This window comes from Paenibacillus sp. PastF-3 (genome assembly GCF_029893135.1).
In the GTDB taxonomy this organism is placed as follows: domain Bacteria; phylum Bacillota; class Bacilli; order Paenibacillales; family Paenibacillaceae; genus Paenibacillus_AQ; species Paenibacillus_AQ nitricinens.
The window spans coordinates 34,519-46,624 of the sequence record NZ_JARXWM010000021.1 but is presented as its reverse complement, the minus strand read 5'-3'; the positions used below and the strand labels follow the sequence as shown (position 1 = coordinate 46,624).

At 44.3% G+C, this 12,106-nt stretch carries 13 protein-coding genes; 10 read left to right on the top strand and 3 right to left on the bottom strand.

Translation table 11 applies throughout. The features are described 5' to 3' along the window. Positions 1-16: 16 nt before the first annotated feature. Positions 17-256 (top strand): DUF3892 domain-containing protein, encoded by a 240-nt coding sequence (locus M2444_RS28460; RefSeq protein ID WP_042187294.1) that lies wholly within the window; start codon positions 17-19, stop codon positions 254-256. A gap of 65 nt (positions 257-321) precedes the next feature. On the opposite strand, the gene M2444_RS28455 is transcribed toward M2444_RS28460, so the two are convergent. Further along, positions 322-1,059, bottom strand: a complete 738-nt coding sequence (locus M2444_RS28455; protein ID WP_280788673.1) for an MBL fold metallo-hydrolase — start codon at positions 1,057-1,059, stop codon at positions 322-324. 164 nt (positions 1,060-1,223) lie between these two features. On the opposite strand from M2444_RS28455, the gene M2444_RS28450 reads away from it, so the two are divergent. Together M2444_RS28450 and M2444_RS28445 are read left to right on the top strand one after the other, a co-directional pair. Continuing rightward, entirely contained in the window at positions 1,224-1,778 is a 555-nt protein-coding gene (locus tag M2444_RS28450; protein ID WP_042187298.1) for a copper amine oxidase, read from the top strand. 80 nt (positions 1,779-1,858) lie between these two features. Continuing rightward, positions 1,859-2,170: a DUF1292 domain-containing protein gene (locus tag M2444_RS28445; RefSeq protein WP_042187300.1), complete on the top strand. Its 312-nt coding sequence runs from the start codon at positions 1,859-1,861 to the stop codon at positions 2,168-2,170. A 130-nt stretch (positions 2,171-2,300) separates the two neighbouring features. Here the strand turns inward: M2444_RS28445 and M2444_RS28440 are convergent, their stop codons facing one another. After that, entirely contained in the window at positions 2,301-3,776 is a 1,476-nt protein-coding gene (locus M2444_RS28440; RefSeq protein ID WP_094871400.1) for an aminotransferase class I/II-fold pyridoxal phosphate-dependent enzyme, read from the bottom strand. 96 nt (positions 3,777-3,872) lie between these two features. Here M2444_RS28440 and M2444_RS28435 point away from each other — a divergent pair, with 96 nt between their 5' ends. The 4 genes from M2444_RS28435 (at position 3,873) to M2444_RS28420 (ending at position 8,558) form a co-directional block, all read left to right on the top strand. Next, positions 3,873-5,162 carry an MFS transporter gene (locus M2444_RS28435; RefSeq protein ID WP_280788672.1) on the top strand — a complete coding sequence of 430 codons (1,290 nt, stop codon included), beginning with the start codon at positions 3,873-3,875 and terminating at the stop codon, positions 5,160-5,162. A 300-nt stretch (positions 5,163-5,462) separates the two neighbouring features. Further along, positions 5,463-6,059: a hypothetical protein gene (locus M2444_RS28430; RefSeq protein WP_042187304.1), complete on the top strand. Its 597-nt coding sequence runs from the start codon at positions 5,463-5,465 to the stop codon at positions 6,057-6,059. Positions 6,060-6,325: 266 nt separating this feature from the next. Further along, on the top strand, positions 6,326-7,741 hold the full coding sequence (gene gndA, locus M2444_RS28425; RefSeq protein WP_094871406.1) for an NADP-dependent phosphogluconate dehydrogenase: 1,416 nt from the start codon (positions 6,326-6,328) through the stop codon (positions 7,739-7,741). Between the two features lie 268 nt (positions 7,742-8,009). Further along, positions 8,010-8,558, top strand: a complete 549-nt coding sequence (locus M2444_RS28420) for a shikimate kinase (RefSeq protein ID WP_280788671.1) — start codon at positions 8,010-8,012, stop codon at positions 8,556-8,558. A gap of 4 nt (positions 8,559-8,562) precedes the next feature. On the opposite strand, the gene M2444_RS28415 is transcribed toward M2444_RS28420, so the two are convergent. Next, on the bottom strand, positions 8,563-8,868 hold the full coding sequence (locus tag M2444_RS28415) for a rhodanese-like domain-containing protein (protein ID WP_094868505.1): 306 nt from the start codon (positions 8,866-8,868) through the stop codon (positions 8,563-8,565). A 109-nt stretch (positions 8,869-8,977) separates the two neighbouring features. On the opposite strand from M2444_RS28415, the gene aroA reads away from it, so the two are divergent. From aroA to M2444_RS28400, 3 genes are all read left to right on the top strand, one after another. Beyond that, positions 8,978-10,270 (top strand): 3-phosphoshikimate 1-carboxyvinyltransferase, encoded by a 1,293-nt coding sequence (gene aroA, locus M2444_RS28410; RefSeq protein ID WP_280788670.1) that lies wholly within the window; start codon positions 8,978-8,980, stop codon positions 10,268-10,270. 75 nt (positions 10,271-10,345) lie between these two features. Then, positions 10,346-10,774 (top strand): CoA-binding protein, encoded by a 429-nt coding sequence (locus M2444_RS28405; protein WP_094868507.1) that lies wholly within the window; start codon positions 10,346-10,348, stop codon positions 10,772-10,774. A 153-nt stretch (positions 10,775-10,927) separates the two neighbouring features. Beyond that, positions 10,928-11,596 (top strand): hypothetical protein, encoded by a 669-nt coding sequence (locus tag M2444_RS28400; protein WP_094879014.1) that lies wholly within the window; start codon positions 10,928-10,930, stop codon positions 11,594-11,596. Positions 11,597-12,106: the final 510 nt, after the last annotated feature.

The window sequence follows — 12,106 nt, the reverse complement described above, 5'->3', positions numbered from 1 at the left end:
CAAGGGGCGAGCTGAAGTGCCAAATAACGAACGCGAAAGTTTCGTAGCTGTACAGAAAAATGGAGACGGAGATTTAACCAGTTTCCAGACCTCTACAGGACGTGTCCTGGCGTATGACCAAGCGCTTCAAGAAGTACAAGCCGGAAATATTGCCGGAGTGAATGCTTTTAAAGGTAAAGACGGAGGAACTTATATTCGCGGCGACGCGGATGGGGACCCAACCAACAATTTGGACAATCTTCCGAGTTTCTCATAGTTCTAAAGATAAAGACCGTACATACGTCATCGGACGTCAATGTACGGTCTTTTTTTTAATCATAATCAGAGTTTATAAATTACATGCTGCTCAATAAACTCCATCCCTCCAGTAAGCCCGACGAATTGAGGTTGTTCATCGCTGTAATGCATGAGCTTGATGATATGCCGAACATCTTCAGGTAAAGACATTAACTCCTCCAGCGTGGTGTGAACAACCCCTGATCCGCCAAGCTGACAGTCATGCAGAATCATTCGGACGCCGCGCTCACGGACAAGGCTTATAAGTAGCTCCGGCTGAAAAGTCATATCCGCGCTATAGAAAATCTCGTTATTTATTAGAAGGGAATAGCTATCTTTGCCAGGAATATGCGGCGTATGTATGATTTCGAGCGAAAGAGAAGGAGCGAGCTTGTACGTAATTCCGGGTTTCATAGGTGTAACCTCGAAGATATCGGTCAGGGAGGCTACTGCATCTTTTTGATATAATCCACCCTTTAAGGTGTTGGTCCAAAGTGGCTCAACAAGCGTCTCAGGTAAATGTAATCTCATAGTTTTCCCGTATACGTGCTTTAGCGTAAGTGCTAGCTCTTCCAGACCTCCAACATGGTCCGCATGAATATGCGTAATTAGAGTAGCGTTTACGTCACGGAAGGATTTCCCGATGGCATGCATGGCAAGCGGAGCTGTAATCCCGCAATCAATCAGTAGGGTATAATCATCAGCTAGTAGCAGGCCATTATTGTTAAAATAGTTTTTTGCAAAAGCATTGCCAGTTCCTAGCATTTGTAGGCTCAGACTCATAAGAAAGTACCCTCCTGAAATCGCTGTTAGCTAATATATCAACTTTGAACAAGTACATAATATCATTTTAAGGGAGATGAATGAAATATTTACCTACAATTAGCGCAACTTGCTGAGACAAAGTAAGTATACATTAATAGCATGAATTATTTGGAGGGTTTCAAATGAATAGATGGAAAAAAGTCACTTTATGTGTGTTTGCTTTTTCCTTGATGGGTGGCTCCTTATTGTTCGCCGATTCTGTGAGTAAGAAAATCAGGGTATGGAACAACGGGACGGAAATTGTAGACGGCGGTTATTTGATTGATGGAAAAACATATATTCCCGCTAGAGAAGCGGGCGGGGTAGTGAATTGGGACGGATCTGGAAAAGTGACGATTCTTAAGCCTAATGTTCATATTGTTCTTTTTAAAGATAATACGGTCTTTGGTAACGTAAACGTAGGCAAGCTTAAGATTAAGATATTAACCCAAGTAGATAGCTTAACAGAAGAGGTTTCAGCTGTGAAAGTAGCCATAACGGACCCTTCTGGTAATGTTAAGGATATTCAGTCGCAGGAGCTTGAAGGCTCGCAGAAGGATAATTTCTGGTTTCCGACCTCGGAGTTTACTTATGATTTTAAAGAAACCGGCAAATATCGGGTAGGCTTCTATATGAAAGCTTCCAAAAATGCGGATTACGTTCTTGTGTCAGAAAAGGTAATTACAGCTCTTAATTAAGGGTTCTAAATTGACCTGAACTAAACTAACGTGGTAGTATACCAGATGTAGGATAATACAATTCAAAGTGAGGTATTACAATGAGCGATCACAAACATGAGCATGGTGAAGCATGCGGTTGCGGGCATGATCACGACCATGAGCACGAGGAGTTTGTGCTGACCTTGACGAACGAGCAGGGCGAAGATGTTGAAATGGTATTGGTTGAAACTTTCGACATCGGTGAGAAACTATACGCGCTGCTGTTAGAAAAGGAAAATCCTGAAGCGGATGGCATTATTCTTCGTATGGAAGAAGAAGACGAAGAAATGGTATTGTACAATATCGAAGATGAAGAAGAATGGAAAGCTGTTGAAGAAGCTTACAACAATCTGCTTGCTCAGCAAGAATAGATTTTAGCGACTAAATTAAGCTGTTCTATTGTGTATATGACAGTTGATGTTTATATACAGAAACCCGATACTTATTATGGTATCGGGTTTTTGTATAAATAAATGATTTTTTTTAGGGAAATGATGGGTCTTAGGAAATAGGATCGGCTTCTACAATCACTTTTATGTTAGTGATGCTGCGGTCTTCAGGACCCTTAACCGGAAGTCCAATCTCCACATGGTCGATAATATAATCGATGTTATCCTGAGTGATAACTTCGCCAGGGAGAAGAATAGGTATTCCAGGCGGGTATACATATATAAACTCTGCAATAATGTAGCCAGCAGATTCACGGAATGGAACTAACTGCGTATCCGCATAAAAAGCGTCCCTTGGAATCAAAGCAAGCTGTGGAATTTCTGGAACCTGAACCTTAAGTTCGTAGATTTCACCCTTGCTATAATGAATGGCGGACAACACCCGAAGTGCAGCTAATAATTTATCTACTGATTCTTGGGTATCACCTGGGGTAATAAGGCAAAGAATATTATACATGTCACTTAGTTCTACTTCGATGTTGTATTTCTCGCGCAGCCAGTTTTCGGTTTCGTATCCTGTGATCCCTAAATGGCGCACATGAATGTTGAGCTTGGTTGGGTCATGATCAAATGTTGCTTCTGTCCCAAGGATCTCTTTTCCAAAGCTGTACAGGCCTTCGATCTTATTGATCGTTTCGCGTGCGTAGTTGGACAGTCTGATGGTTCTTTCCGCCATTTCATGACCGTTCAGCGCGAGATTACGTCTTGATGTATCCAAAGACGCTAATAAAATATATGAGGTAGATGTTGTAGTCAGCATGCTCATAATGGTCTGTACCCGTTGCGGGTTAATCAGACCCGTCTTAGCATTAAGATTCAGTACCGAGCTTTGCGTCATGGAGCCGCCAAGTTTATGCACACTAGTGGCAGCTATGTCCGCTCCGGCCTGCATGGCCGATACCGGCAGATCCTCATGAAAATGAATCAGTACTCCATGTGCCTCGTCCACCAATACGGGTACACCGTAACGGTGAGCCAGGTCGACAATCGAACGCAGGTCGGCGCATACACCGAAGTACGTGGGATTGATTACTAGAACTCCTTTGGCGTCTGGATGACGCCTTAACGCTCGTTCCAGCGAACTGGTCGTTATGCCGTGATCTATCCCGAGATTCTCATCCTGAACAGGCGAGACAAACACAGGCTTGGCTCCGGAGAAGATAATGGCCGACATCACAGATTTATGAATGTTACGCGGCACAATTATTTTATCACCCGGTGAGCAGACAGAGAGGATCATCGTCATGATGGCATTGCTCGTGCCCTGTACGCTAAAATACGTATAGTCGGCGCCGAAAGCCTTCGCAGCCAGCTTCTGAGCTTCCTGAATTACTCCAGTTGGCTGATGTAGATCATCAAGCGGTGCGATGTTGATTAGATCGATGGATAGAGCGTTATCGCCGATAAACTCACGGAATTCGGCATCGGTTCCTAGCCCCTTCTTATGCCCCGGAATATGAAATTGAACGGGATTGCCGGCGGCATGCTTTTTTAAAGCTGTGAAGAGGGGAGTACGGTGTTGATTCATTTAATGCTGTCACAACCTTTCGCGAATATTAAAATTTAAGGCAAGCATCAGTATAACAAAACAATCTACAGAATACTAGGATTTGGATGTGATAGAATGTCCACAAAAGCTGCACAACGTACACATATCAGTTTGACGTCGCCATTTATCATGGAGATGTGGGTAATTATTTTTTTAGTTGAGTTTGTTAAAGGGTCGCTACTTGTCGCTCTGTTACCCGTATATATGGAGAATATTTTGGGTCTATCTGTTACGGTAGTAGGCTTTGCCTTTGCGCTCCAGTATTTGGGGGATAATCTATTCCGCAGTCCTTCTGGCTGGGTTATGGAGCGCATAGGATTTCGCTGGACCATGACAAGTGCCTTGTTGTTGATCCTAGTAGCTGTTGGTATGATAATATATGCCAAAACAGCAGTTACGCTTTCGATTGCCTGTCTTATTCTTGGGATCGGGACATCCCCGCTTTGGCCTTGTGTGATGACCGGAATAACGGAATTGGCGGGATCTACTAAAAGCGGCAGCAGTGGTGCAGCTATGGGTGCTGTAGAGATGGCATCGCTCGCAGGAACGGGAATCGGTCCGATCGTAGTGAATTTTTTGATGGATCAGGGGGGACAAAGCTATCGTGTAGCCTTTTTGGTCCTGCTAGGGTGTGCTGCTGTTGTAGTTGTGGTTGCCCTATTTCTACCTAAGAGAATCTCGACAAGTGGAACTCATGCAGTTGTAAGGGACATGCAGGGGCTCGGCGGAGCTATTGAGCGTAAAAAAATCAGTCCATTAGAAAGTATAAAAAGAACACTATATCAGGTCAGAACGACGCTTAAAGTCAGTCGTCTACTATATCCAGCCTTATTTCTTCAGGCTTTTGCCATTGGTTTGATGACGCCTGTAGTTACCTTGTTTGCACGTACGGAGCTTCATGTTAGTCCAAATCAGTTTAGTCTACTTCTGATTGCAGGTGGGGGAATTACGGTGCTTGCTCTAATTCCAGCAGGCAAGCTGGTGGACCGAATCGGAACAACTGTGTTTCTGAACATTGGCTTTTTGCTCGCCGCCTTTTCCCTTGCCCTGTTCTCACAGGTGCGCTGGCTCCCGCTTGCTTTTATCGCGGTGGCATTGGTCGGTATAAGCTACGCGCTTATTCTCCCGGCATGGAATGCCTTTCTGGCTAAGCAAGTGCCTAAGGGGGAACGAGGGACTGTGTGGGGGCTATTCTTGACCTTGCAAGGCTCAGGGATGGTGGCAGGGCCGGTGATATCAGGTAGACTATGGGACCATGTAGGTCACGGTGTACCGTTTCTGATGAGTGCAATTGTAATGTTGATGCTCTTTGGGTTGCATTTACTAATTGTACACAGAACGAAGCTGAAATTTAAACCTAGTTGACCTTAGATGTGAAAAGCCGCTGACAATCTGAGAATTAGATTGTCAGCGGCTTTTTTTTAGGAAGGATTCGGCTCAAAAAGGACTAAAAGAAATAAAAAATTCAATCAGCGTTTGGAGAAAGTCTGTTGCGGGTAAAAATAGTCAATAAACCAAGTTACCGCTACATAAACTGAAGTATAAAATAAGACTAAGACGAACGCATTAGTAACTACTACTTGAAGAGGTCCGGCAGCCATAAATACTCGGGAATTGAACAATTGTGTTGGCTTTGCAGATGTGAAGCAGTTAGGGGGGAGTGCCGTGAACAAAAACGACGAGGTGGAGTATTGTAACCTGGAGTTACGTTTCGACAGACAGCATATCCAGGACCTGATCAAGGATTTGATTCAAAAAGGTTATTCCCTATATTGGAGCGAGAACGAACAGGTCTTTGTAATTTCGGTCCGTACGGGTCGTAAACTGGTGAAATTACGGTTTCAAAGGATCAAAGATGGCTATAAACTCGTGGGAGACTATATGATTCGTGATGCTCGCTTGTCAGAATGGATGGAGAAGTTAATTGGGGACATGCGGGGCCATGCCATAGTAAAGCGCTTCCGGGACCGTCAGATTATTATTGAAAATATTTTGTTCGGCGAAGTGATCCGTCTTGTCGAAATCTCGGGTTATCAGCAGCGAGTCTTATACCAGAAGGGTCCTATGCTCACAGATGAGGAGCTGACCAAGCTCTATTATTCTGTTGAAGGAGAGGAACGAATTCGCCAGCGTAGGATTGAAGTGGATGAGCAGCTGGATCGATTAAATGATGCACTTAAGGCAGAGGATATGATTCGTGCGGAGAAATGCCGAGCTCAGCTTACCTTTTTGACGAAGGAATTGTATATGTTAGAATGGTAAACAAGGTGCTGAAATAAGCTGTTTAGGGGCACCCCGAATTTCGGGGTGCCTTAGATTTGTTTGAGAACTTGCAGACAGGGGTTCACTTCTGGCACTAAAAACGTTAAAATAGTCATTGTGATCATTTTCATATTGGCAATGGTTTTGTTGATGAATTTGATCTTTATTCGCAGGGCAGGCTTTGCTGTCTCTGATAAAGGGTGGTATTCTTATACTGCGAGAAATGGATTTCCCAAAAATATAGGGTGCAAAGGGTGGAGGACCAGATGGCAAAACAACAAATCGGCGTTATTGGCTTGGCGGTAATGGGCAAGAATTTGGCTCTAAATATCGAAAGCAAAGGTTTTTCCGTATCCGTGTTTAACCGCTCACCGGAGAAGACACATGATCTTCTAGCTGAAGCGGAAGGTAAGAACCTCGTAGGCACATTTTCTGTAGAGGAATTTGTAGCTTCGCTTGAAGCACCGCGCAAAATTCTGATCATGGTTCAAGCTGGTAAAGCTACTGATGCTACCATCGAGCAACTGTTGCCGCATCTTGATCAAGGCGACATTATCATCGACGGAGGAAATGCTTATTTCCCTGATACGGTTCGTCGCAGTAAATATCTGGAAGAAAAAGGTTTCCGCTTTGTCGGAACTGGCGTTTCTGGCGGAGAAGAAGGAGCACTAAAAGGTCCTTCCATTATGCCTGGCGGTCAAGAAAGCGCATATAAGCTAGTAGAACCAATCCTAACGGCAATCTCAGCTAAAGTTGACGGTGAGCCTTGCTGTACATATATCGGACCAGACGGTGCGGGACACTATGTTAAAATGGTGCACAACGGTATCGAATATGGTGATATGCAATTAATCTGTGAAGCTTACCAGTTGTTGAAAGACGTTCTGGGTCTGGATGCAAAAGAACTTCACAACATTTTCAAAGAGTGGAATAGCGGTGAGCTCGACAGCTATCTGATCGAAATTACTACAGACATTTTTGCTCAGTATGATGAAGAAACTGGTAAACCAATGGTTGACGTGATCCTTGATTCCGCTGGACAAAAGGGAACTGGTAAATGGACAAGCCAAAGCTCACTGGATCTTGGTGTACCTTTGTCCATGATTACCGAATCCGTATTCTCACGCTTCCTGTCCGCAATGAAGGATGAGCGCGTAGAAGCAAGCAAAGTGCTTAACGGACCAGAAGCTACACCATTTGATGGTGACAAAGCTGAATTCATCGAGAACGTGCGTAAAGCATTGTTCGCAAGTAAAATCGTATCCTATGCTCAAGGCTTTGCTCAACTTCGCGTAGCTTCTGACGAATACGGCTGGGATCTGAAATATGGTGAGTTGGCTAAAATTTGGCGCGGCGGTTGCATTATCCGTTCCCGTTTCCTACAAAACATCACGGATGCTTACGAGAACAATGCAGATCTTAAGAACCTGTTGCTTGATCCTTTCTTCAAGGATGTTATGGACAATTACCAGTCCGCATGGCGTAAAGTTATCGCTTCAGCTGTAACGATGGGTGTTCCAGTACCTGGATTCTCCAGCGCATTGGCTTACTATGATAGCTATCGTACTGAAAGACTGCCTGCGAACCTGCTTCAAGCACAACGCGATTACTTCGGCGCACACACATTCAAACGTGTAGACAAAGAAGGCGTCTTCCACCACAACTGGATGTCAGCTGAATAATTTAGTTCGTTACGTAATAAGCAAAAACGCCTTCCGCGTCCCTAAAAGACGGGTAAGTGTTTATGCGAGAAATATAAGGATAATGTATAACGTGAAACTTATACTTTCTTATAGGTTAGAAAAGTGGCCCGAATTGCTTCACCAGAAATGGGGAGGCTTTCGGGCCTTTTTTGTTGAAATTTTGATGTGTATTTACTATGTGAAGCAGATTGTCTAATGTTTTGACCCTGTGTTATGATATGACAAATATCGCGGTTGGAGGATAGACATGGCTGGGGATACTGAAGAATTTAAAAAGTTGAACGAAGAGCAAAGAAATAAGAACATTATTTTAGTAGGGATGATGGCAACGGGAAAGTCAACGGTAGGTGCTATTTTGGCCGAGGAACTGGGCTATGAGCTGGTTGATTTGGATCATGTCATTGTTGAAACTGAAGGCCGAAGCATTGCAGAAATTTTCACGGAAGATGGAGAGCATTACTTTCGAAGCGTGGAAACAGCAGTACTAAAGCGTATGCTAGAATCTGAGAATAAATTAATATCTACGGGTGGTGGCGCGGTATTGGCGCCGGGGAATACAGATTTAATGCTGAGTAAAGGGCATGTGGTTGCGCTAACGGCAACAGAAGAAGAGATTATTGCCCGCGTTAGCGGAGATCAGAATCGTCCGCTGCTCGCCGGCAATGCAGAAGAACGGGTTAGACGTATCATGGAAGACCGCCATGAAGCTTACCTGTTCGCGCATTACACGGTCGATACAACGGGACTGACAGCGGCAGAAGTGTCGCAACATATTTTAATGCATTACCGCGGCTGAGCTTTTAAGAGAGTGTTTCATTCCATTCAATCATACCGCCGTTTAAATTTGTAGCATGAATGCCAAACTGCTGTAAATATTCGCAGACACGCTGGCTTCGAGCGCCGGAACGGCAGATGAAGATCACTTTGGCATCACTTGGAATATCCTCAGTGCGGTGTGGAATTTCTCCCATGGGGATATGCTGTGCACCGGGAATCATCCCGAAGGCAACCTCTTCGTCTTCACGAACGTCGATGAGTACAAGGTCTTCCCCTGTCTCTAGACACTGCCGCAATTCTTGCGGTGTGATTTGTGGAACATTATGCATGGTTGTGACCTCTTTTCATCAGAAGAATGGTTTAATGATAACACAAGCATAGAATACCCTGTCAAACAAGCACTATATACAACTATATCTACTAAGGAGAGTTTATATTATGGACGTTATTGTTAGGCCAACGCCATCCCTGCAAGGAGAATTTGGGGCCCTCTCTTCCAAAAACTATACCACTCGTTATTTGCTGGTTGCTGCATTGTCAGAAGGCGTAAGTACGATCTATCATCCGGCACATAGTGAAGATAGCGATGCCATCCGTCGTTGTATTGCAGATTTGGGAGCTGTACTCACAGAAGATGATGAGAAGATTGTGATTCAGGGCTTTGGACGTAAACCTAAGGATGTTAAGGAACTTAATGTGGGGAATGCTGGAGCCGTATTACGTTTTCTAATGGCTGTAGCTGCTTTAAGCCCTGAGGTCACATTCGTAAATACGTATCCTGACTCTTTGGGCAAACGTCCACATGACGATCTGATCGTGTCTCTAGAACAGCTTGGTGTGAAGGTAGAGCATAATGAAGGTAAGCTGCCGATCACGATCCGCGGTGGCAAACCTGTTGGGGGGAGAATTACAGTTTCAGGTGCTGTCAGCTCCCAGTTCCTAAGCGCTCTACTATTCTTGACACCATTGCTTGAAGAAGATAGTGAAATTATTGTCCTTGATGATTTGAAATCAAAGGTTGTCGTAGGTCAGACGCTAGAAGTATTGGAGCAGGCTGGAATTGTGGTTCATGCGGCGGATGATTATATGACCTTTAAAGTACCAGGTCGTCAAGCCTATGCGGCAAAGACATATACTGTTCAAGGTGACTATCCTGGCTCTGCGGCTATTCTTGCGGCTGCTGCTGTTACCAAATCAGATGTTAAGGTACATCGACTTGTGGAACAGAGTAAGCAGGGAGAAAGAGCCATTGTTGATGTGTTGCGAATGATGGAAGTACCACTTACTCATAAAGAGGGAACAGTTCACGTACAAGGGAACGGCGTTCTAAAAGCTGTTGAATTCGACGGAGATGCTGCCACCGATGCAGTGCTGGCTATGGTAGCTGCTGCAGTATTTGCTGAAGGCACTTCACGATTCTATAATGTTGAGAACCTTCGGTATAAGGAATGTGACCGTATAACTGATTACTTGGCAGAATTGACTCGTGCTGGAGCCAATGTTGAGGAACGCCGCGATGAAATTATCGTTCACGGCATGCCTGAAGGCGTTGAAGGTGGTGTGACCATTAACGCGCATTACGACCACCGTGTAATTATGGCGTTGTCCGTAGTAGGTTTACGAGCGCGAAAACCACTTTTGATCAAGGATGCTCACCATGTCGCTAAGTCGTATCCACAATACTTTGATCATCTGCGTGCGCTTGGTGCGAATGTGGAGTGGGTACAATAGAAGTAAGGGAGCTAGTGAATTTAGCTTCAGTTATATAAGGATCATAAAGTGTAACTATGGAAAGGGGCACTATGTATGAGCTTTGAGAATCCAAGTCGGGAACAGATCGGAGATATCCTTGCTTCTGCAGGTAATATTGCAGTTGTTGGCCTGTCTGACAAAACAGACCGTACCTCCTATATGGTCGCGGGTGCTATGCAAAGTCGGGGATATCGGATTATCCCTGTAAACCCATTGGTTGATGGTGAAATATTGGGAGAAAAGTGCTATCATACGTTGGCGGAAATTCCAGAGCCGGTGGACATTGTCAATGTGTTCCGTCGAAGCGAATACTGCGCAAAGGTAGCACAGGAGGCCGCTGACATCGGCGCACGTGTGCTCTGGCTCCAGCAGGGTATCATTAGCCAGGAAGCCGCTGAAATCGCTGCTGAGCACGGTATGACGGCAATTATGGACCGCTGTATCAAGGTCGAGGAAGCAATCACGATGCATGGGCGTAAATAAGCGTTGTTTGATTACGACGGCTGTACAGGCTGTACAATTTCTAATGCAAATCACCATTTAAACTTGATATACTGAAGTTAGACGAAGAACGTCCTTTATCCGCATGATTTGCGGTGAAGGGCGTTTTTTTATTTTTACGGGGAGGATACTATTATGGAATTTGAAGAAGCTCATGGTTTGTTCATTAACAAGCACTTGAAGGAAAGATCAGGAGAAAGAAAGGGGAGGCTGGTTAGAGGTCATAATTATGCGGAGAAGTTGTTCTTGCAGAATGTATGGTGGCCATTGTTTGAGAGCCTTGATGATTTGCATCCAGAATACGAAGTGTACGACTGGAACCGTAAATCTCAATTTCTGGATTTCGCTTTTCTTCCGCAGAGCGGCGGTAGTCTCGGAATTGAGTGCGATGGGTTTCAAAGCCATGTGAAGGACATGGACCGAGAGAGATTCAACTATGCAGCTAATCGGGACACTTTTCTGACCGGAATGGGGTGGAAGATGGTTCATTTTTCTGTTGATGATCTTCAACACCGCCCCGAGGTGTGCCGGATGCTTTTGCAATTGGTGCTGGCACCTCATTTAGCGCGCAAATCTGCAGGCGTGGATATTTTGTCTGAGGAGAAGGAGGTTCTGCGGTTGGCTTGGCGACTGGGTAGGGCGATCCGTCCAAAGGATGTGACCACCCATTTCAGCATTAACTTTCGAACGGCGCGCAGATTGTTGCACTCGTTGAGTGAGAAGGGACTAATAAAGCCTGTAATTACGGGAGAACGGGTTCGACAATACGAGGTGAAAGCTATGCGGCCAGATCAAATATGGTAGGAGAGGTAGATTAATTGCACTATATACAACTATATCGGAAATACCTCTATTCTATTGTGGTTTAGTTGTACTTTGTACACTTATTACACACCAAAGGTAAGAATAAGGGCGAAATTATTAAAAATAATTGCACAAAGTACACTTATATGGATTTCAGTGCTTCTAGGATATAAATAGTTGCACAAAGTACAATTAATTTCTTTTATAATCATCGGCAGCAAAAGAAAGAGACTCAGTCAGCATACAAAACTTCATTCAATAAATATAACTTATACACTTGAAGCATTATTAGAGACGCACATTCATTTAGAGCAACTTTTTATCGGTTTTAACCAACTTTAGCATTGTTTGCTTTAGTGCTTTGGAATCCCGAGCCCAGAGAATGGTGTTTCTAGGTGATTTTATTGAGGAGTGAGTGTGTATTTGTTTTAAATATACCCTGAACTTTTCCTTCAGTTTATTTTGACAAAAACCCCCGCAGCGCTTACCATTCAATATAGAAAGAAAGGA

Excerpts from the sequence above, each read along its gene's own strand:
- M2444_RS28445 (WP_042187300.1), top strand. The coding sequence starts at position 1,859 with ATGAGCGATCACAAACATGAGCATGGTGAAGCATGCGGTTGCGGGCAT.
- aroA (WP_280788670.1), top strand. The coding sequence starts at position 8,978 with ATGGACGTTATTGTTAGGCCAACGCCATCCCTGCAAGGAGAATTTGGG.
- M2444_RS28400 (WP_094879014.1), top strand. The coding sequence starts at position 10,928 with ATGGAATTTGAAGAAGCTCATGGTTTGTTCATTAACAAGCACTTGAAG.
- M2444_RS28415 (WP_094868505.1), bottom strand. The coding sequence starts at position 8,868 with ATGCATAATGTTCCACAAATCACACCGCAAGAATTGCGGCAGTGTCTA.
- M2444_RS28435 (WP_280788672.1), top strand. The coding sequence starts at position 3,873 with ATGTCCACAAAAGCTGCACAACGTACACATATCAGTTTGACGTCGCCA.
- M2444_RS28455 (WP_280788673.1), bottom strand. The coding sequence starts at position 1,059 with ATGAGTCTGAGCCTACAAATGCTAGGAACTGGCAATGCTTTTGCAAAA.
- M2444_RS28405 (WP_094868507.1), top strand. The coding sequence starts at position 10,346 with ATGAGCTTTGAGAATCCAAGTCGGGAACAGATCGGAGATATCCTTGCT.
- M2444_RS28450 (WP_042187298.1), top strand. The coding sequence starts at position 1,224 with ATGAATAGATGGAAAAAAGTCACTTTATGTGTGTTTGCTTTTTCCTTG.
- M2444_RS28420 (WP_280788671.1), top strand. The coding sequence starts at position 8,010 with ATGGCTGGGGATACTGAAGAATTTAAAAAGTTGAACGAAGAGCAAAGA.
- gndA (WP_094871406.1), top strand. The coding sequence starts at position 6,326 with ATGGCAAAACAACAAATCGGCGTTATTGGCTTGGCGGTAATGGGCAAG.
- M2444_RS28440 (WP_094871400.1), bottom strand. The coding sequence starts at position 3,776 with ATGAATCAACACCGTACTCCCCTCTTCACAGCTTTAAAAAAGCATGCC.